Origin of the sequence: Hydrogenophaga sp. NFH-34 (genome assembly GCF_021401345.1) — a bacterium.
In the GTDB taxonomy this organism is placed as follows: domain Bacteria; phylum Pseudomonadota; class Gammaproteobacteria; order Burkholderiales; family Burkholderiaceae_C; genus Hydrogenophaga; species Hydrogenophaga electricum.
Genome location: NZ_JACBGE010000001.1, coordinates 34,411 through 54,226 on the forward strand (window position 1 = coordinate 34,411; position 19,816 = coordinate 54,226).

Annotated in this window: 17 protein-coding genes; 7 read left to right on the forward strand and 10 right to left on the reverse strand. The window is 67.5% G+C overall.

The genetic code is table 11. The features are described from left to right. Window positions 1-21 precede the first annotated feature (21 nt). The 4 genes from L0977_RS00195 to L0977_RS00210 all read right to left on the reverse strand — a co-directional run bounded on the left by L0977_RS00195 (window position 22) and on the right by L0977_RS00210 (window position 3,481). Complete coding sequence (locus L0977_RS00195; protein ID WP_234262709.1) at window positions 22-309, reverse strand: DUF1330 domain-containing protein; 288 nt, start codon at window positions 307-309, stop codon at window positions 22-24. Then, window positions 306-1,160 carry a 3-deoxy-8-phosphooctulonate synthase gene (gene kdsA / locus L0977_RS00200; RefSeq protein ID WP_234262710.1) on the reverse strand — a complete coding sequence of 285 codons (855 nt, stop codon included), beginning with the start codon at window positions 1,158-1,160 and terminating at the stop codon, window positions 306-308. The genes L0977_RS00195 and kdsA overlap by 4 nt, the downstream gene beginning before the upstream one ends. 10 nt (window positions 1,161-1,170) lie before the next feature. Beyond that, window positions 1,171-2,826: a CTP synthase gene (locus tag L0977_RS00205; protein ID WP_234262711.1), complete on the reverse strand. Its 1,656-nt coding sequence runs from the start codon at window positions 2,824-2,826 to the stop codon at window positions 1,171-1,173. A 97-nt stretch (window positions 2,827-2,923) separates the two neighbouring features. Next, entirely contained in the window at window positions 2,924-3,481 is a 558-nt protein-coding gene (locus L0977_RS00210; protein ID WP_234262712.1) for a hypothetical protein, read from the reverse strand. A 101-nt stretch (window positions 3,482-3,582) separates the two neighbouring features. On the opposite strand from L0977_RS00210, the gene coaBC reads away from it, so the two are divergent. Both coaBC and L0977_RS00220 read left to right on the forward strand, forming a co-directional pair. Beyond that, window positions 3,583-4,830, forward strand: a complete 1,248-nt coding sequence (gene coaBC / locus L0977_RS00215; RefSeq protein WP_234262713.1) for a bifunctional phosphopantothenoylcysteine decarboxylase/phosphopantothenate--cysteine ligase CoaBC — start codon at window positions 3,583-3,585, stop codon at window positions 4,828-4,830. 78 nt (window positions 4,831-4,908) lie between these two features. After that, window positions 4,909-5,970, forward strand: a complete 1,062-nt coding sequence (locus tag L0977_RS00220) for an MBL fold metallo-hydrolase (protein ID WP_234262714.1) — start codon at window positions 4,909-4,911, stop codon at window positions 5,968-5,970. 38 nt (window positions 5,971-6,008) lie between these two features. Here the strand turns inward: L0977_RS00220 and modC are convergent, their stop codons facing one another. The 3 genes from modC to modA are packed head-to-tail and all read right to left on the reverse strand — an operon-like array spanning window position 6,009 to window position 8,593. Next, window positions 6,009-7,127, reverse strand: coding sequence for a molybdenum ABC transporter ATP-binding protein (gene modC / locus L0977_RS00225; protein ID WP_234262715.1), 1,119 nt, complete (start codon window positions 7,125-7,127; stop codon window positions 6,009-6,011). A 4-nt stretch (window positions 7,128-7,131) separates the two neighbouring features. Next, the gene (gene modB / locus L0977_RS00230) at window positions 7,132-7,818 is read right to left on the reverse strand and encodes a molybdate ABC transporter permease subunit (RefSeq protein ID WP_234262716.1); all 687 of its coding nucleotides are present in this window, start codon (window positions 7,816-7,818) and stop codon (window positions 7,132-7,134) included. A 19-nt stretch (window positions 7,819-7,837) separates the two neighbouring features. Further along, window positions 7,838-8,593, reverse strand: coding sequence for a molybdate ABC transporter substrate-binding protein (gene modA, locus L0977_RS00235; RefSeq protein WP_234262717.1), 756 nt, complete (start codon window positions 8,591-8,593; stop codon window positions 7,838-7,840). A 114-nt stretch (window positions 8,594-8,707) separates the two neighbouring features. On the opposite strand from modA, the gene L0977_RS00240 reads away from it, so the two are divergent. Genes L0977_RS00240 through modD form a run of 3 tightly spaced genes read left to right on the forward strand, consistent with a single transcriptional unit; the run spans window position 8,708 to window position 11,075 of the window. Next, complete coding sequence (locus L0977_RS00240) at window positions 8,708-9,556, forward strand: molybdate ABC transporter substrate-binding protein (protein WP_234262718.1); 849 nt, start codon at window positions 8,708-8,710, stop codon at window positions 9,554-9,556. Then, window positions 9,556-10,227 carry a molybdate ABC transporter permease subunit gene (locus L0977_RS00245; protein ID WP_234262719.1) on the forward strand — a complete coding sequence of 224 codons (672 nt, stop codon included), beginning with the start codon at window positions 9,556-9,558 and terminating at the stop codon, window positions 10,225-10,227. Before L0977_RS00240 ends, L0977_RS00245 begins: the two co-directional genes overlap by 1 nt. Continuing rightward, complete coding sequence (gene modD, locus L0977_RS00250) at window positions 10,224-11,075, forward strand: ModD protein (protein ID WP_234262720.1); 852 nt, start codon at window positions 10,224-10,226, stop codon at window positions 11,073-11,075. The genes L0977_RS00245 and modD overlap by 4 nt, the downstream gene beginning before the upstream one ends. Window positions 11,076-11,094: 19 nt before the next feature. Here modD and L0977_RS00255 read toward each other — a convergent pair whose 3' ends face one another. After that, a complete protein-coding gene (locus L0977_RS00255) occupies window positions 11,095-13,044 on the reverse strand; it encodes a sigma-54-dependent Fis family transcriptional regulator (protein ID WP_234262721.1) in 1,950 nt (649 codons plus the stop codon). Window positions 13,045-13,353: 309 nt separating this feature from the next. Here L0977_RS00255 and exaC point away from each other — a divergent pair, with 309 nt between their 5' ends. Both exaC and L0977_RS00265 read left to right on the forward strand, forming a co-directional pair. Further along, window positions 13,354-14,874, forward strand: coding sequence for an acetaldehyde dehydrogenase ExaC (gene exaC / locus L0977_RS00260; RefSeq protein WP_234262722.1), 1,521 nt, complete (start codon window positions 13,354-13,356; stop codon window positions 14,872-14,874). 40 nt (window positions 14,875-14,914) lie between these two features. Beyond that, window positions 14,915-15,724, forward strand: coding sequence for a TOBE domain-containing protein (locus L0977_RS00265; RefSeq protein ID WP_234262723.1), 810 nt, complete (start codon window positions 14,915-14,917; stop codon window positions 15,722-15,724). Window positions 15,725-16,181: 457 nt separating this feature from the next. On the opposite strand, the gene L0977_RS00270 is transcribed toward L0977_RS00265, so the two are convergent. Further along, on the reverse strand, window positions 16,182-17,621 hold the full coding sequence (locus tag L0977_RS00270; protein WP_234262724.1) for a TolC family protein: 1,440 nt from the start codon (window positions 17,619-17,621) through the stop codon (window positions 16,182-16,184). Beyond that, entirely contained in the window at window positions 17,618-19,810 is a 2,193-nt protein-coding gene (locus L0977_RS00275; protein ID WP_234262725.1) for a peptidase domain-containing ABC transporter, read from the reverse strand. Before L0977_RS00275 ends, L0977_RS00270 begins: the two co-directional genes overlap by 4 nt. Between the last annotated feature and the right edge of the window lie 6 nt (window positions 19,811-19,816).

Here is a 19,816-nt window from a genome sequence, read left to right on the forward strand (position 1 = left end):
AACAAAATCGGGGAGCAGCGCTCACACACCTTCCACGGCAAACATGCGGATGGACCCGGCGCCTTCGCGCACCTGGCGTGCATGGGTGTAGGTTGCCGAGTGGTAATAGGCCTTGGCGGTATCGAGGTCCTTGAAGCGCAGGACCACCACGCGCTGCGGGACCCAGTCGCCTTCAAGGGGTTCGATCCGGCCACCACGCACCAGCACCTCGGCGTCGAATTCCTGCATCGCGCGGGTGCTCCACTCGCGGTAGGCCTTCATCTGTGTTTCGTCGGTGATGGTCACCTCGGCCACGATATACGCACTCATTGGAAATCGGTCTCCAGCAAAGGGTTGTTCTTGGTCACCGTGTCCAGTGCCACCAGGGTTTCGAGCAGCGCTTTCATGCGGTGCAGCGGTACGGCATTGGGGCCGTCCGACCAGGCCTCGGCCGGCCTGGGGTGGGTTTCCATGAACAGGCCGGCCACACCGGCGGCCACGCCGGCACGGGCCAGTACCGGCACCATCTCGCGCGCGCCGCCGCTGACCGCGCCCAGGCCGCCAGGCTTCTGCACCGAGTGGGTGACATCGAACACCACGGGCGCCCCCGAGTTGCGCATCTCGGCCAGGCTGGTCATGTCGGCCACCAGGTTGTTGTAGCCAAAGCTCACGCCACGCTCGCAGGCCAGAAAGCGGTCTTCGGACAGGCCCGCCTCGCGCGCGGCGGCGCGGGCTTTGTCGATCACATTCTTCATGTCCCAGGGCGCGAGGAACTGACCCTTCTTGATGTTCACCGGCTTGCCCGACTGCGCCACGGCTCGGATGAAGTCGGTCTGGCGGCACAGGAAAGCGGGTGTCTGCAACACATCGACCACGCTGGCCACCTCGGCCACCTGGGATGTTTCGTGCACATCGGTCAAGATGGGCAGCTGCAACTGGCTACGCACCTCGTCGAGGATCTTCAGGCCTGCGTCCAGACCCACGCCGCGCTGGCTGGTGCCCGAGGAACGGTTGGCCTTGTCGAATGAACCCTTGTAGATCAGCGGAATGCCCAGTGCCGAGCAGATCTCCTTGAGCTGACCGGCGACGTCCAGCGACATCTGCAGGCCTTCAATGGAGCAGGTGCCGGCGATCAGGAAGAAGCGCTGGTTCAAGCCAACGTCGAATCCACAAAGCTTCATGCGGTGCGCCTCAAGCCTTGCGGGCCTTCTGGTGCTCGACCGCCGCTTTCACGAAAGCGTTGAACAGCGGGTGGCCGGCCCACGGGGTGGACTTGAACTCGGGGTGGAATTGCACGCCGATGAACCAGGGGTGCACGGCTTGCGGCAGCTCGACGATTTCGGTCAGCTGCTCGCGCTGCGTCAGCGCCGAGATCACGAGGCCCGCCTTGCGCAACGGGTCGAGGTAGTTGACGTTGGCTTCGTAGCGGTGGCGGTGGCGCTCGGTCACCACGTCGCCGTAGATGCTGTGGGCCAGGGTGCCGGGGGCCACGTCGGAGCTTTGGGCGCCCAGGCGCATGGTGCCGCCCAGGTCGGAGTTGGCGTCGCGCTTCTGGATGCTGCCGTCGGCGTCTTTCCATTCTTCGATCAGCGCGATCACCGGGTGCTTGCAGGCCGGATCGAATTCGGTGCTGTTGGCACCAGCGAGGCCCGCCACATGGCGCGCGTACTCGATGGTGGCGACTTGCATGCCCAGGCAGATGCCGAGGTAGGGCACCTGATGTTCGCGGGCAAAGCGGGCGGTGGCGATTTTGCCTTCCACACCCCGCTGGCCGAAGCCACCGGGCACCAGGATGGCGTCGTACTGCGCGAGCTTGGCGCTCACGTCCACGCCTTCCATGGTCTCGGAGTCGACGTGGTCTATCTTCACCCGCACATGGTTGCGCATGCCGGCATGACGCAAGGCTTCGTTGACCGACTTGTAGCTGTCCGACAGGTCGACGTATTTGCCCACCATGGCGATCTTCACTTCGCCTTGCGGGTGCTCGGTCTCGTAGACCAGATCGTCCCAGCGCTTGAGGCTGGTGGGCGGCGTGTTCAGGCGCAGCTTGTCGCAGATCAGGCCGTCCAGGCCCTGCTCGTGCAGCATGCGCGGCACCTTGTAGATGGTGTCCACGTCCCACATGCTGATCACGCCCCACTCGGGCACGTTGGTGAACAGCGAAATCTTGGCGCGTTCTTCTTCGGGAATGCGGCGGTCGGCGCGGCAGAGCAGGGCGTCGGCGGAAATACCAATTTCGCGCAGCTTCTGCACCGTGTGCTGGGTCGGCTTGGTTTTCAGCTCGCCGGCGGCGGCGATCCACGGCAGGTAGGTCAGGTGCACGAAGGCCGAGTTGTTCGGGCCCATGCGCAGGCTCATCTGGCGCACGGCTTCGAGGAAGGGCAGGGACTCGATGTCGCCCACCGTGCCACCGATCTCGACGATGGCCACGTCGACCGCGTCGGGCGTGCCGATGCCGGCGCCGCGCTTGATGAATTCCTGGATCTCGTTGGTGACGTGCGGGATGACCTGCACCGTCTTGCCGAGGTAGTCGCCCCGGCGCTCCTTCTCCAGCACCGACTGGTAGATCTTGCCGGTGGTGAAGTTGTTGGTCTTCTTCATGCGCGTTTCGATGAAACGCTCATAGTGACCGAGGTCCAGGTCGGTTTCGGCGCCGTCGTCGGTGACGAAGACCTCGCCGTGCTGGAAGGGCGACATGGTGCCCGGATCCACGTTGATGTACGGGTCGAGCTTGATGAGGGTGACTTTGAGGCCGCGCGATTCGAGGATGGCGGCCAGCGAGGCGGAAGCGATGCCCTTGCCCAGGGAGGACACCACACCGCCGGTGACGAACACAAATTTGGTCATGACTCGGGCGGGCGACAAACCCGCAGGAGGTGAAAGACCGATTATAGGAGTTCGGGCATCCGGTCACGACCGCCTGGCCCGCTCCCCCATGGGCAGATCAGTCGCCGTGCACGTGGAACAGGAAGCTGCGGTTGAGCCCGCTTTTGGCACCCAGCACCTTGGCGGTGGTGGTGATGCGGAAGGTCTGCGTCTGCTGCGTCATGTTGTCGTGGCACTGCGGGAATCCGCTGCAGCGCTGGGTCATCAGCCCGGTCGCGCCATTGAGCTGCAGGTTCGAGCGCAGCAGGTTCACGGCGGTGGCGTCGGCGTTGGCCGTGACCCCCTCGATCGCCATGCTGTATTCCAGGGTCTTGCCCTCCGGCGGCGTGGCCGACGTGTCGATGGCCCAGGCCGACATCGTGCGGATGCCTTCCTGGAAATCGGGGTTGCGCGTGCCGAAGTCGGCCGAGCTGGTGAAGATCACGGAGCCGTCCGAGCGGGCGCGTTCCAGCGTGTAATACCCTTCCGTGTCCTGGAACCATTGGTCTGCCAGCGCCCCCCCGGTGGGGATGGGGTCGTCGCTGTCCGAGCCACCACAGGAGGACAGGCCGAAGCACAGGACGCCAGCGAGCACAGCGGCGACCAGGGGGCGGAAGCGGATTCGGGACAGGGGCATCATGAGGTCCTTGCAAAACGGTGTGGCGCGATTATCGTCAAGCCTTGCGGGCCGCCGGCCGGCCGATGCGCCTGGCAGTACAAACTGATACATTGTTTCTTATGGCTGATCTCACTGGAAAACACATCGTGCTGGGTCTGTCCGGCGGCATCGCCTGTTACAAGGCGGCCGAGCTGTGCCGGGCGCTGGTCAAGGAAGGGGCCACGGTGCAGGTGGTGATGACCGAGGCAGCCGAGCACTTCATCACCCCGGTGACGATGCAGGCTTTGTCGGGCCGTCCGGTGTTCACCTCGCAGTGGGACGCGCGGACGTCCGGCGGGGCCGACAACAACATGCCCCATATCAACCTCAGCCGGGAGGCCGATGCCATCGTGGTGGCGCCGGCCAGTGCCGACTTCATGGCCAAGCTGCTGCACGGCGCCGCCGACGATCTGCTCTCGCTGATGTGCCTGGCCCGGCCCATCGACCAGGTGCCGCTGATCCTGGCGCCGGCCATGAACCGCGAAATGTGGGCCCACCCGGCCACCCAGCGCAATGTGGCGCAACTGCGTGCCGATGGCACCACGGTGCTCGATGTGGGGTCGGGCGACCAAGCCTGCGGCGAGACTGGCGATGGCCGCATGCTCGAAGCGGACGAACTGCTTTATGACCTGGTCCGCTTTTTCACGCCCAAGACGCTGGCGGGCCAGCAGGTGGTTGTCAGTGCCGGGCCGACGTTTGAAGCGATCGATCCGGTGCGTGGGCTCACCAACCTGTCCAGCGGCAAGATGGGCTTTGCCATCGCGCGCGCCGCGCACGAGGCGGGTGCCCATGTGACGCTGGTGGCCGGGCCCGTGGGGCTGCCAACGCCCCGGGGGGTAGGGCGGATCAATGTCAAGTCGGCGCTGAACATGCAGCGCACGCTTCAGGTGCTGGCGCAGACGGCGTCCGTCTTCGTGTCGGCGGCTGCCGTGGCCGACTGGCGGCCTGTATCGGCGGCCGAACAGAAAATCAAGAAAGACGGTTCGGGGTCGGTGCCGGCCCTGAACTTTGTCGAGAACCCCGACATCCTGGCAGGCATTGCCGCGCAACCACGCGCGGTGGCCAGACAGCTGTTCTGCGTGGGCTTTGCGGCCGAAAGCCAGGATCTGCAGGCCCAGGCGCAAGCCAAGCGTGTGCGCAAAGGGGTACCGCTGCTGGTGGGCAACATCGGTCCGGACACCTTCGGGCAGGACGAGAACGCCCTGTTGCTGGTGGACGAGCAGGGCACCACCGAATTGCCCCGCGCCCACAAGCTGCATCTGGCCCGCCAACTGGTGGCAGAGATCGCGCAGCGTCTGCCGGTAGGCAGCGTCGCCTCGCCTGCCTGACCATTTCCCCGGTTGCGGGGACACTGGCGTGCGCGGTATCATCAGAAAATAAGTAAAAACTTATTTTCTGGAGACCTCATGAACCCGTCCGATCACCCGTTGCCGGGCTCCGAGCCACCGACTGTGCCGTGGTCCCGTCGCCGCTGGCTGCGCGCAGCCGCCGGCATGGGCGGCGCGGGCCTGGCGCTGGCTGCCGTGCCCGAAGTGCGTCTGTTTGCCCAGCAGGTGCAGGCGTTCATCGAGGGGCCGCCAGTGCCCGATGTGCCGCCCGAGCAGCTGTCGCCGCATGTCTGGATGGTGTACGCCAAAGACGGTTTTCCCACCGAGGCGAACTTCGGGATGATGGCGACGGTCTTTTTTGTCGTGACCGAGCAGGGGGTGGTGATCATGGATTCGGGGGCGTCGCTCCAGATCGGCCAGATGGCGATACGCATGATCCGGACGGTGACTCCCAAGCCTGTGATCGCGATCTTCAACAGCCACTATCACGGCGACCATTGGCTGGGCAATCACGCGTTCGTGGAGACCTTCGGGCACGACCTGCCGATCCATGCGCTGGCGCATACCCGGGAGCAGATTGCGGGGCACGAGGGCAATCTCTGGCGCAGCCTGATGGAGCGCTGGACCAATCAGGCCACTTTGGGGACCGCGGTGGTTGCGCCCAACCGCACGGTCGAACACGGGCAGGTGTTCGACTATGGCGACGTGCAGATCCGCCTGCACCACTATGGCCGCGCCCACACACCTTCGGACCTGTGTCTGGAGGTGGTGCAGGACAAGCTGACCTATGTGGGCGACATCGCCATGGGCAACCGCATTGCCAACATCGACGACGGCTCTTATCCGGGCACCTTCAAATACTACGAGGCCCTGAAAAAGGCGGCGGGCGACCAGGTCTGGGTGCCCGGCCACGGCAGGGGCGGCCGCGATCTGCTGGATGCTTACGGCACGTTTCTCAAAGGCATCTGGGAGCCTTGCGTGCAGGCGGTCAAGGATGGGGTGCCTCTGGAAGGGGCCAAAGCCCTGGTGCTCAAGGATCCGCGCGTGGCCAGCCGGGCTGCCACCATGGCCGGCTTCGAGAGCAACATCGGCAAGTACACCAGTCTGGCCTATCTGGAGGCCGAAAAGGAAGCTTTCTGAGAGGCTTGCTTGGGCCGCCTGGATGCCTTGCTGACCGGTCAGCGGACGATGGCGATGCCCTTGATCTGCGCGTAGACCTTCTGCCCGGTGGTCAGGCGCAGCCGCCGGGCCGAAAACTCGCTGATGCGCGAGAGCAGGCGGGCGGCCTGGGGACGGGGTGGCGTCTGCTCGCTCTCGGCCAGTTGCAGCGCGACGAGGACCTGACCCGAACCATCGGGAATGATGTCCGTCACCGTGGCGGGCAGGATGTTGAGCACGCTGGTGTGTTCGGGCCGCTGCAGCGCCAGGCTCACGTCGCGTGCCTGGATGCGCAGCCGCACGGTGGCGTCCTTTCCCAGGGTCTGGGCCAGCATCGGCAGCAGGATCCGGCCGCCGTCAAATCCCAGCACGCTGATCTGATCGGCGGGGGAATGCCCCTGGACCCGCGCCTCGATCAGGGTGCTGGCATGGTCGCCGTGCGACAGCGGCAGATCGGTGCGCGCCAGCAGGTCCGCCACCGGGCCCTGGGCAAGGGTGCGTCCCTGTTCCAGCAGCACCAGATGATCGGCCAGCCTGACGACCTCGTCGGGCGAGTGCGTCACATAGACCACGGGGATGTCCAACTGCCGGTGCAGGCTTTCCAGCCAGGGCAGGATCTCGGCCTTGCGCTGAGCGTCCAGCGCGGCCAGGGGTTCGTCCATGAGCAGCACTTGGGGGCTGGTGGCCAGCGCTCGGGCAATGGCGACGCGCTGGCGTTCGCCGCCCGAGAGTTCGGCCGGCATGCGCTGCAGCAGGTGTGCTATGCCCAGCAGGTCCAAGCCCTGGTCCCAGCCGTGCCGGCGCTGGGCCGGCGGGGTCCGCTGCCAGCCAAAGCGCAGATTCCCGGCAACGCTCAGGTGCGCCAGCAGGCTGGCTTCCTGGAACACGTAGCCCACGGCGCGCCGGTGCACCGGCACAAACAGCTGGCGGGCGCTGTCCTGCCAGGTCTGATCGTCGACCGAGACGAGACCTTGGGCGTCGCGCTCCAGGCCGGCCAGCACCCGCAGGCAGGTGGTCTTGCCCGAGCCGGACGGACCGAACAGTGCGCTCACGCCGTGTCCGGGCAGGCGAAGGTCGACATCGAGGGCAAAGCCTTCGCGGGCCAGATGCGCGCGCAGGATCAGGGGGTGTCGGGTCATGGTCTCAGGCACGTGTGCGGCGCGCGACGCGGGCGTTGTAGACCTGCAGGGTGATCAGCACGGCGAAGGCGAAGACCAGCATGACGGCGGCCAGGCGGTGGGCGTCGGCGTATTCGAGGGCTTCCACGTGATCGAAGATCTGCACCGAGACGACCCGGGTGACGCCGGGAATGTTGCCCCCGACCATGAGCACGACGCCGAATTCGCCCACCGTGTGGGCAAAGCTCATGATGCAGCCAGTGACCAGGCCCGGCCGGCACAGCGGCAGCACCACGTGGAAGAAGCGGTCCCACGGCGAAGCGCGCAGGGTCGCCGCCACTTCCAGCGGGCGGTCGCCCAGGGCCTGCATGGCGTTCAGGATGGGCTGGACCATGAAGGGCAAGGAATAGAACACCGAAGCCACCACCAGGCCGCTGAAGGTGAAGGGCAGCGGGGGCAGCCCGACCGCCTGCATCCATTGCCCGACGGGGCCCAGGGGGCCCAGCAGCACCAGCAGGTAAAAACCCAGCACCGAAGGCGGCAGCACCAGCGGCAGCGAGACCAGCGCCCCGACGGGCCGGGCGATCCACGAGCGCGAGCGGGCCAGCCACCAGGCCAGTGGCGTGCCCAGCATCAGCAGGATGGCGGTGGTGAGGGCGGCGACCTTGACGGTCAGCCAGATGGCCTGGAGGTTGTCGGGCGTCAGAAACACGGTGGGGCGGCGGATCGGATCAGAGATCGTAGCCGTACGAACGGATCAGGTCCTTGATATTGGGGCTCTGCAGGAGTTTGAGCAGGGCCTTGGCGGCTTCGTTCTGCTCCCCGCGCTTGAGGAGCACGGCATCCTGGCGGATGGTGTCGTAGTGGGCCTGCGGAATCACCCACATCGAACCCTCCTTGAGTTTGCCGCCCTGCAGCACCTGCGCCATGGCCACGAAACCCACGTCGGCGTTGCCGGTCTTCACGAAATTGAAGGCCTGGCCGATGCTTTCGCCCTGCACCAGCTTGGGTTTGAGTGCATCGGCCAGGCTCATGCGCTCCATCACCTGCACGGCCGCAGCGCCATAGGGGGCGGTCTTCGGGTTGGCGAACGACACTTTGCGCAGCGCCGGGGACCTGAGCACGTCGCCCTGGGCGTCCACCCGGGCGGGATCGACCGACCAGAGCACGAGTTTGCCGGTGGCGTAGGTAAAGCGGGTGTTGGGCACCGTCAGGCCTTCGCGCTCCAGCAGGGCGGGGCGCTCGTCGTCGGCGGCCAGGAACACGTCGAACGGCGCGCCGTTCTTGATCTGCGTGTAGAACGCGCCGGTGGCGCCGAGCGACACCTTCAGGGTGTGGCCGGTGGTCTTTTCCAGCACGGCCGCGATGGCCTTGATGGGTTCGGTGAAGTTGGCCGCCACGGCCACCTGGGCTTCGGCGGCCCAGGCACCGGTCTGGGCGACCAGGGCGAACATCAGGGTAGAGAGGCGGGCGAAGGATCGGCGCATGGGGAACTCCTGAACAGGGTGGCGGATGCCGTGGCAAGGTCGAAACAGCGCTGGCTGTTCGCTATTCAATAATAGAATAGCGAGTGTAACAAAGCCCCGCTGCCGGAGAGTTCCATGACGTTTTCGTTCGACGACCGTTTTCATGCAAACCCTGTGCCACACGCCGCTGCGCCGGCGATGGAGCGCCGGCAATGGCTGACCGCCGGGCTGGCGTGGGCTGCGCTGTCCACCGTGCCCCTGCGGGTCGGGGCACAGAGCGACAGCGCCACGCTGCTGCTCATGGCGGGGGCGGGGTATCGGCGGCCGCTGGAGGCTTTGTGCCAGGCATTCACGCAGGAGACCGGCATCGCGGTGGAGCGCAGTTACGGCAATCTCCAGCAGGTGTTTGCCCAGGCCCGGGCCAGTGGCCGTGTCGATGTGCTGGTCGGTGATGCCGACTTCATCCGCAAGGCCGAAGGTCTGAACCTGTCGCAGCGGCTGCCCCTGGGCCAGGGCGTGATGGCGCTCGCCTGGCGCCGCGATCTGCCCGGCCAGCCGGAACCGTCTGGTTCGGCGGGTGCCCGGGCGTGGCTTGAGGTGGCCGGCCTGTCGGTGGCCATGCCGCACCCGCAGCAGGCGATTTACGGCCTGGCAGCCCAGCAATGGCTGCAGGCGCAGGGGCTCTGGGAGGGGCTGCAGCCGCGGCTGAAGATCGTCGGCACGGTGCCACAGGTGTCGGCTTATCTGACGTCGGGCCAGGTGGATCTGGGCTTTGTGAACCTCACCGAAGCGCTGGGTGCCCAGGCGCAGCTCGGCGGTTTCCTGCCCTTGCCGGCGGGAGAGGGCAGCTACCGCCCGATCGAGATCGTGGCCGCCATGCCGGCGCCCGGTGCGCACCCACAGACCCAGGCTGCGCGCGAGCGCTGGACCCGCTTCCTGAGCGCGCCGAAAGCCCAGGAGTTGCTGCGCCGCGCCGGTTTGTGATGCCCGACGACAGCGCCTGGGCGGCGCTGCGCCTGAGCGCCTGGCTGGCCGTGACGGTGACGCCGGCCTATGTGCTGGCGGGGGCCTGGCTGGCCTGGGCGCTCGAATTCGGCCTGCGGCGGCCGGCCTGGCTGGACATTCTGGTCACGCTGCCGATTGCGTTCCCGCCGGTGGTGATCGGTTTCGGGCTGTTGTGGCTGCTCGGGCGGCAGGGGCTGCTGGGACCCTGGCTGGCCCGTCTGGGTATCGATTTCGTGTTCAGCTTTGCCGGCTTGTGGCTGGCGGCTTTCATCGCCGGCCTGCCGTTGGCGGTCAAGAACCTGCAGACGGCCCTGCAGGCACAAGGGCGCGACCTGCACGAAACCGCGCTCGACCTGGGTTGCGGCCCCCTGGCGGCCTACTGGCGGGTGCACCTGCCCATTGCCCGCGCCGCGCTCGCGGGCGGGGTGCTGCTGGCGCTGGCACGGGGCATGGGCGAGGTTGGTATCAGCCTCATGCTGGGGGGCAACATCCTCGGGCGCACGGAGACGCTGTCGCTGGCCATCTTCAATGCCGTGTCGGGCGGCGATTACCGGCAGGCCGCGATGCTCAGCCTCTGCCTGGGGGCGTTCTGTCTGCTGCTTTTCGGGCTGGTGCGCTGTTTCCAGCCCCGCTCAAGGAACTTGTCATGATCCATTTCAGCCAGGCCGAGATCGATGGCCTCATCCAGGAAGACCAGCCGTTGCACGACGAAACCACGCGTGCCATCGGCATGCCCGATGTGCCGGGCACTCTGAGCTACCTGGCGCGCCAGCCCGGCGTGGTCGCGGGCGTGGCGCCCTGTGCGCAGATGGCCCGCAGCCTGGGGCTGGTGGTTCACAGCCTGGTGCCCGACGGCGAACGGGTGGCGGCGGGGCAGGCGGTGCTGCAGGTGCAGGGCCGTTCGCACGCCCTGCACGTGCTCTGGCGGCAGGGCATGAATCTCATCGAACACCTCAGCGGCATTGCCAGCGCCACGGCGGCCATGCTGCGCGACGCGCGTGCCCTGCAGTCGAATGTGCAGCTCGCGGCCACCCGCAAGGCGTTTCCCGGGGCGCGCCGTTTGCAGCAGTACGCGGTGCTGTGCGGCGGTGGCATGGTGCACCGGGCCGGCCTTTCGGAGAGCCTGCTGGTGTTCGCGCAGCACCGCCACTTCATGCCCGACACGGCACTGGCGGACCTGGTGCGCCAGGCCCGGCGGGCCAGCCCCGAGAAGTTTCTGCTGGTTGAAGTGGTCAATGCGGCCGATGCCCTGGCGGCGGTGCGCGCAGGCGCCGATGGTGTGCAGATCGACAAGATGGCGCCCGCGGCGCTGACGCCGCTGGTGGCTGAACTGCGGGCGCTGCGGCCCGGGCAGCACCTGACGGTCAACGCGGCCGGGGGCATCCGGCAGGACAACGTGGCCGCCTATGCCGCCACGGGCGCCGACGTGCTGGTGACGTCCCACCTCTACACCGCCGCAGCGGCGGACTACGCGGCCGTCATGGCGCCTTTGGCGTGAAGGGCCGCAGCCCCGCGCTTCAGGGCCGGCTTTCGGACGCCCCCAGTTTGCGGTAGAGCGTCTGCCGGCTGATGCCCAGTTGCCGGGCGGCCAGGGACACGTTGCCCCGGCTGTTCTCCAGCGCCCGGTGAATGGCGCTGAGCGAAAGCTCCTGCAGGCTCTGGGGTGGGCGGCTGCCGGTGACCGGTACTGGTGCCTGCCACGCGGGCTGGAGCAGGGCTTCCCGCTGGTCTTCGGTGAGGTGCTCCCAGTCCAGGGTCGTGGTCTCGTCCGGCATCAGGGCGCAGGCGGTGCGCAGCAGGCTGGCGTACTGTCGCAGGTTGCCGGGCCAGTGGTGGCGGCCGAACGTGTCGAGCAGCCCCGGCGCGACCGCCATCGGCCGGTCGGGTTCGATCTCGGCCAGCAGGCGCTGGGTCAGCACCGCCAGGTCGCTGCGTTCGCGCAAGGGTGGCAGCTCTACACAGAGCCCGTTGAGGCGGTAATAGAGATCGGCCCGGAAGCGGCCTTCGTCCACCGCCTGACGCAGGTTCTGGTGGGTGGCGCAGATCAGGGCGAAATCGACCGGCACCGCCGCCGAAGCGCCCACCGGTACCACCTGGCGCTCCTGCAGCACGCGCAGCAGCCGGGTCTGCAGCGCCAGCGGCATGTCACCGATTTCGTCGAGAAACAGCGTGCCCCGATGGGCGTCGCGCAGCAGCCCCGTGCGGCCGTGCCGGTGGGCGCCGGTGAACGCCCCCGGGGCATGGCCGAACAGTTCGGACTCGATCAGCGACTCGGGCAAGGCCGCGCAGTTGATGGCCACGAACGGACCGCTCCGCCGCGGCCCGCTCTCATGCGCTGCGCGCGCAAACAGTTCCTTGCCAACGCCGGACTCGCCCTGCACCAGCACCGGAATGCCTTTGCCCAGCACCCGTCGCACCCGGTCGGCGGCCGTGCGCCAGCGCCGGTCGCCGGTATCGAGCTTGGACAAAGCGTCCGTGGTCGCAGCGTCGGCCAACACCGGCCGTGTCGGCGTGGCCTGCGGTGCCCGACCCACGGGCACTGGGGGGGCGTCACAGCGCAGGCGGGCGTAGAGGGTGCTGCCGTCGGGGCGTTGCAACACCAGCATCTGGTCAGGGGCCCGCCGCTGCGCGTCGAGCCAGCGCTGCAGGCCCGGTTGCAGCAGATCGTCGAGCCGCGTGCTGGCGAGCGCACTGCGCCCGATGCCGAGCAGTTGCAGGGCACTGTGGTTGGCGCCCAGCACCCAGCCATCTTCCGAAAACGCGACGATGCCTTCGGCCACCGTGCCCACGCCTTCGGGCCGGTGGTGCAGGTGCAGCCGCAGCAGGTGGCGGCTGTGGGCATCGAGCAGGCGGTTTTCGATCATGCGCGCCGCCGTGCTGACCAGGCCCAGGGTGTGCGGGTGGCCCGGACGGTGCTCGCCCGAAATGTCGAGGATGCCGAGCAACTGCCCGGTGCCCGACAGAATGGGCGCCGCTGCGCAGGTGAGAAAGCCGTTGCGTTCGAGATAGTGTTCGCCGCCGTGGATCGCCACCGCACTGAGTTCGGCGATGGCGGTGCCGATGGCGTTGGTGCCGCGCTCCTGCTCGTGCCAGCTGGCACCGCTGGTGAGGGCGATGCGTTCGGCCTTGCCCAGGAAGTGGGTGTCGCCGTGCGTGTGCATCAGCGTGCCCTGCGGGTCGGCCAGCACCACCACGCTCTGGCTGTGGCGCACCTGCTCGAACAGGTATTCCATCACCGGCAGCGAGTGGGCGAGCAGTTCGTGGTGTCGCGCGCGCAGCAGGCTCAGGCCCTGGGTGTCGAGGGTGGCCGCGGGGTCGAAGCGGCCCAGGGGCTGCAGGCCGGCGGCCAGGCTGCGCTGCCAGGAGCGGGCCAGGCGTTCGTCCAGGTGCTCGCTCGAACAGCGACCGTGTTCGATCAGGTGCCGGCGGGCCTTGCGCAGCGCCAGGGCCTGCGACGGAATGTCCATGGTTTTGTCTCCTGACCGGCAGGGAGCCGGCGGCGGGCCTTCGGGAAGGGGCTCTCGGTGGATGGGGCCAGTATAGGCAGAGCCGGGAGCGCCTAAGGCCTGGTACGCGCCAGACCTGTCCGACTGTCTCGTTCTGTGACAGGTGTGGCGTCCTGGAACGTCCGTGCTTGGGGCGGTGTCCGTCGCTTGCGGGGAAAAAACCTGCGAAATCAAGAGGTTGGCGTTTCCGCCCGGGGTGGCACAGGTTTTGAAAAGGCTTCGGCGCCTGCAAGGCATTCCGTTCTCTCAACCACCCAGAGGAAGACAAGCATGATTTACGCCGCTCCCGGCGCCGCCGGCGCCAAGATCCAGTACAAGTCCCGCTACGACAATTTCATCGGCGGCCAGTGGAAGGCCCCGGTGGGCGGCCAGTATTTCGACGTGGTCACGCCCGTCAACGGCAAGGTCTATACCCAGGCTGCGCGCTCCACCGCCGACGACATCGAGCTGGCGCTCGACGCGGCCCATGCCGCCGCCCCGCAGTGGGCCAAGACCTCGCCGGCCGAGCGCGCCCATGTGCTGCTCAAGATCGCCGACCGCCTGGAAGCCAACCTTGAACTGCTGGCCTACGCCGAAACCGTCGACAACGGCAAGCCAATTCGCGAAACCCTGAACGCCGACATCCCGCTGGCCATCGACCATTTCCGCTATTTCGCGGGCTGTGTGCGGGCGCAGGAAGGCAACATCAGCGAGATCGACGAAAACACCATGGCCTACCACATCCACGAGCCGCTGGGCGTCGTGGGCCAGATCATTCCCTGGAACTTTCCGATCCTGATGGCGGCCTGGAAACTCGCCCCCGCGCTGGGCGCCGGCAACTGCGTGGTGCTCAAGCCGGCCGAGTCCACGCCGATTTCGCTGCTCATCCTCACCGAGCTGATCGCCGACCTGCTGCCGGCGGGCGTGTTGAACATCGTCAACGGCTTTGGTCGCGAAGCCGGCATGCCGCTGGCCAGCAGCAAGCGCATCGCCAAGATTGCCTTCACCGGGTCCACCGCCACCGGCCGCGTGATCGCCCAGGCCGCCGCGACCAACCTGATTCCAGCCACGCTGGAACTGGGGGGCAAATCGCCCAACATCTTCTTCGAAGACGTGATCGCCCAGGACGACAGCTACCTCGACAAGGCCATCGAAGGGCTGGTGCTGTTCGCCTTCAACCAGGGCGAGGTCTGCACCTGCCCGAGCCGCGCCCTGATCCAGGAGTCGATCTACGACCGCTTCATCGAACGCTGCCTGCAGCGTGTGGCCGCCATCAAGCAGGGCAGCCCGCTCGACACCGAGACCATGATCGGCGCGCAGGCTTCGCAGATGCAGATGGACAAGATCCAGTCCTACCTGCAACTGGGCAAGGAAGAGGGCGCTCAGGTCCTGATCGGTGGCGAACGCGCCCAGCTCGGCGGTGACATCGAAGGCGGTTACTACATCCAGCCGACCCTGTTCAAGGGCCACAACAAGATGCGCATCTTCCAGGAGGAAATCTTCGGCCCGGTGCTGGCCGTGACCACCTTCAAGGACGAAGCCGAAGCCCTGGTCATCGCCAACGATTCGCCTTACGGCCTGGGCGCCGGCGTGTGGACCCGCAACGGCAACCTGGCTTACCGCATGGGGCGCGCCATCCAGGCCGGCCGTGTGTGGACCAACTGCTACCACGCCTACCCGGCGCACGCCGCTTTCGGTGGCTACAAGGAATCCGGCATCGGGCGCGAAACCCACAAGATGATGCTGGACCACTACCAGCAGACCAAAAACCTGCTGGTCAGCTACAGCGAGAACAAGCTGGGCTTCTTCTGACGTGTGGAAGGCGGGCATGGCGCCGTGAAACAATGGCGCCATGTCTTCTCTGCCCATCGACAGCCTTGGCCAGGCGCTCGGCCATGCGATCAGCGACAAGCGGCTGGAAGTGCTGCGTCGCATCGGCGAAACGGGCTCCATATCTCAGGCCGCGCGCGATGCCGGCATCAGCTACAAGGCGGCCTGGCAGGCCCTGGATACCCTGACCAACCTGAGCGGTCAGCCGCTGGTGGAGCGCACCGTGGGCGGGCAGGGCGGCGGCGGGGCGCGGCTGACACCCGAAGGCGAGCAACTGCTGGTGCTTGCCGATGCCATGGCGGAGGCGCGTCAGTCGGTGCTGCAGCGCTTCGGCGCCTTGCCCCTTGGCGGGCAGGTGGCAGCGGACACCCCCCTGCCGACACTGGGCGGGCTCGGTTTGCGCACCAGCATGCGCAACCAGCTCGCCTGCACTGTCGTGGTCTGCGAGCAGGCTTCCGCCGAAGATCCGATGGTGGCGGTCCGGCTGCGCACGCGGGGCGGCGCCGAGCTGGTGTCGGTGATCACCTGGGACAGCGCCGATCTGCTGGCGCTGTCGGCGGGCACGCCAGTCCTGGTGCTGTGCAAAGCCACTGCGGTGACCATCAGCGCCGGGCAGGCGCCGGCGCTCGGTGTGCCGCGCCAGCCTGGAACCTGCCTGGAGGGCCGGGTCGAGCGGATCGCGGCAGGGGCCCGGCACGACGAGGTGGTGCTGGCGCTGGAAGGGGGTGACCACTGGGTCGGTTTTGCGGCGCATCCCTGCGCCTTGCAGCCTGGCGACAGCGCGGTGGCTTTCATGGCGGCAGCGGCTCTGGTGATTGCGCACCCGAGCTGATGGCCAGTCAGCGGCTGTTTCTGAGTCCTTTCGGGTTATTTTTTCTGATCAAAACGGCCGAGAAACCCCGGGCATGCGTGCGATTGTTCTCGCGGGAACGGCTGTTAAAGGCGATACGTTCATTTACAAGTAGTGCTTTAGAACTTTATACTTTGGTACCTTTTTCAAGGTTCCTTCTATTTCCTGGAGTACAAAATGCGTACGTTGACCCAACAAGAGATGGCTGATGTGGCCGGTGGTTTCTTCTTCTGCCGGCCCAAGTGCTCGCCCAAGCCGAAGTGCCAACCGAAGCCCAAGTGCTCGCCCAAGCCGAAGTGCCAGCCGAAGCCCAAGTGCAATCCCACGCCGGTCCCGGTGGAGCCGGTGGAGCCGCCCGAAGAGTATTGATCTGCTCGTCGGCAGCGACATGCTGAAAAGCCCGAAAGCCTTTGGCTTTCGGGCTTTTTTCCTGGGGCGATCAGCGCGCGCCCAGGCGGCCGCTGGCCAGGCTCAGGCCCAGACGGGCGTTGAGCAGCTCGACTTGTGCGGTCACCCGCTGCCGCCGTGCTTCGGCCAGCGCGGCCTGGGCGTTGAGCAGGTCCAGCACCGAGCCCACCCCCGCCTGATAGCGGCCATGGGCCACCTGGTAGGTGGCCTGGGCTGACTGGAGCAGGCGTTCGCTGGCGCTGAGACTCTGGCGCCCGGTCTGCAGCGCCTGGAAAGCCTGCCAGAGCTGGCTTTCCACGTCGCGACGTGCGGTTTCGAGCTCGGCCTCGGCCTGGGTCTTCCGGGCCACGGCCTGGGTTTGCAGGGCTTTGCTTTCACGGCCATCGAACAGTGGGATGTTCAGACGGATCTGGGCACTGCCGGCAGGGAGGGTGCCGGTGCCGGCCGACCCCCAGTTGCGCGAGGTCCCGGCGGCGACGCCCGTGGTCACACTGCCACGGGTCTGGGCCCGGGCAGCCTCGATTCGGGCATCCGCGCCGTCGATCTGCGCGCGCAGCGCCTGAAGGCGGGGATGGGTCTGGCGCACTTCCTGCCCCAGCACGGCCAAGTCCGGCGCGGCCTGGTTGGTCTGGACGAGGGCTTCCCAGTCGGCCAGTTGCAGCGGTTGTGCCGGTTCGGCGCCCAGGGCCAGGGCCAGGGCGGCCCGCGCGTTTTCCCAGGTACCCTCAGCGCGCACACGCTCCAGGGTGGCTTGGGCCAGGGCTGTCTGGGCCTGCAGGCGCTCAATCTGGCTGCCCACTTCGGCGCGGTGCCGGGCATCGGCCGCGGCGGCCGTGCGCGAGGCGGTTGCTTCGGCCTCGCGGGTGGCGTCGAGGCTGGCCGCTGCGATCACCGCTTCGCCATACAGCCGCAAGGTCTCGCGCAAGGTCTCCAGCAGGGTGTTGCCCTGCTGGGCCAGTGCGGCCGACAAGCCCGCGCGGGCCTCGCGCAGCGCCGCGCTGCGCTGCCCGAAGTCGAACAGCACCCAGGACAGGCCCACGGTGGCATCGAGCGTGCGGCCGAGGCTGCCGCTGGCGTTGAAGTTGCGGTCGGCGCTGTAACCGGCGCTCACGCTCCAGCGCGGCCGGAATTCGACCTCGGCCAGATCGACGCCAGCGGTCTGCTCGCTCACGCTGGCCAGTGCCTGGCGCAGGGCCGGGCTGGCACACAGCGTGCGTGCGACGGCGTCGCCCACGGTCAGGTGCCCCCAGGGGGCCTGGCCGGGGGCTTGGCAGACCGGGCTGCCGGGCAGCCAGTTCAGCACTTCGGCGTCAGGGGGTGGGGCCCCAGGAGCCCGGTCCAGGGGCAGCTGGCCCAGCCAGGTCGACAACCGGAGCACCGGGTCCGGTGTGTCGGCCGCACCCGCAGGACCGGTCAGCCCGGCGAGAGCGCTGGCCACGGCCAGGGCTGCGCGCAGGGGGCGGTGGTTCATGCGGGCTCCTGGTCGCGTCGGCGTTGCGCCACCATCGCGAAGTAGTCGGCGGGCGTGCCATCGAAGTGCACCTGGCCCTCGCGCAGTTCGACCACACGCGGTGCAGCGCGCAGGGTTTCGGGGCGGTGGGCGATGATCAGGCGCGTGACCGGCAGGGCCGAGATGGCGTCGTTGACGCGCTGTTCGGATTCGAGGTCGAGATGGCTGGTGGCCTCGTCCAGCACCAGCACGCGGGGCCGCTTGTAGAGGGCGCGCGCCAGCAGCAGGCGCTGGCGCTGGCCACCGGAGAGCACGGTGCCCATGTCGCCGGTCAGGGTCTGGTAGCCCATTGGCATGGCTTCGATGTCTTCGTGCAGGGCCGCCATGTCGGCGCAGGTGACCATCCAGTCCAGATCGGGCTCGGGGTCGAAGAAGGTGATGTTGTCGCGGATCGAGCCCGCGAACAGGCTGTCGTCCTGCATCACGGTGGCCACGCCTTCGCGCCAGCGCTCGATCCCCAGTTGCGACAGGGGCACGCCATCGGCGCGGATCTGGCCTTCGGTGGGGGTGTAGCTGCCGAGCAGCAGGTTGATCAGGGTGGTCTTGCCGCAGCCGGATCGCCCGGTGATGGCCACGACCTCGCCGGCACCGATGTCCAGCGTCAGGCCATCCAGCACCCAGGGTGCCATGTCGGCATAGCGGAATCGCACCTGGTCGATCTGCAGGGTGGGGCTGGCGGTCTCGTTGTCTCCGGCGATCTGGCGCTGGGCAATGGCCTGGGCGTCGAGGCGGTCGGCGCGTGGCAGCGCCGGGGTGAGCACGATGTCGGCCAGGCGTTCGGCATGCAGGCGCAGCATCTTGAGGTCGATGGCCTTGTCGATCAGGGCCATGACCCGGCTGTCGAACTGGTTGCGGTAGGCCAGGAAGGCCATCAGCATGCCGACCGTGAGTTCGGTGGACACGATCTGGCGCGCGCCCAGCCAGACGATCAGGATCATGAAGCCGCCACTGAGCAGGCCCCGCGCCAGACCGTAGAGGATCTGCATCTTCTCGACCTTGAGGTGGGCATTGGTGGCGCTGACCAGCAGGGTCTGCCAGGCGCCCTGGCGCTGCTGCTGGCGCCCGAACAGTTGGATGGCCCGCATGCCACGGATCGTTTCGAGGAAGTGCGTGGACTGCTGCGCATCGCGCACCAGCGATTCTTCGGAGGCCGCGTAGAACGGGCGGAACCACAGCAGCCGCAGCACCAGATACAGCAGCACGCCCAGCACCGACACGCCTGCCAGCTCCGGGCTGTAAAGGAACATCAGCACCAGGGTCAGCACCACCAGCAGGCCGTCGAACAGCGCTTCGACCACGGCCGTGCTGAGGGTGTTCTGGATGTCTTCCACCGATTCGGATCGCGACACCACGTCGCCCAGGTGCCGGTTCTGGAAGTACGACAGCGGCAGCCGCGTCAGGTGGGCAAACACATTGGCTTTCCACTGCACCGACACCGACGTGTTGATCACCATCAGCAGCCACGAACGCACCAGGCCCGTGGCGTTTTGCAGCAGCAGCAGCAGGCCGAAGCCCAGTGCCAGCGTGGTCAGCAACTGGGTGTCGCGCGAGACCACGACCTCATCCAGCACCCACTGCATGAACAGGGGCGAAACCAGGCCGAACACCTCCAGCGCCAGCGACAGCATCAGGATGCGGGCGAGCGAGGGCCAGAAGCCCGACACCTGGCCGATGAGCTGCGACAGACGCACGCGCGTCTTTTCATCGCGTGGCTGGAAGCCGGGGTTGGGCCAGAGTTCGAGCGCCACGCCGGTGAAGTGCTGCGAGACCTCGTCGAGGCTCAGGTGGCGTTCGCCGAAGGCCGGATCCAGCACCACCGCCTGGCGGCCGCTGACCGACTGCAGCACCACGAAGTGGTTGAGGTCCCAGTGCAGGATCGCCGGCAGCCGCAGTTGCGGCAGTTCGTCCAGTTCCAGCCGCAGCGCGCGCGTGCCGAGCTGTTCGCGGGCGGCAATGTCGGTCAGCGTGGCCAGGGTCACCCCGGTCAGCGACAAGGTGTGGCGCGAGCGCAGCGCCGCCAGGTCGGTGGCCAGCCCATGGTGACCCAGCACCATGGCCAGGCAGGCCAGGCCGCACTCCGCGGCCTCGGTCTGCAGCACCACCGGGGTGGTGCGGCGCAAGCCGAAAGACAGTTGTTCGGTCCAGTTCACAGGGGG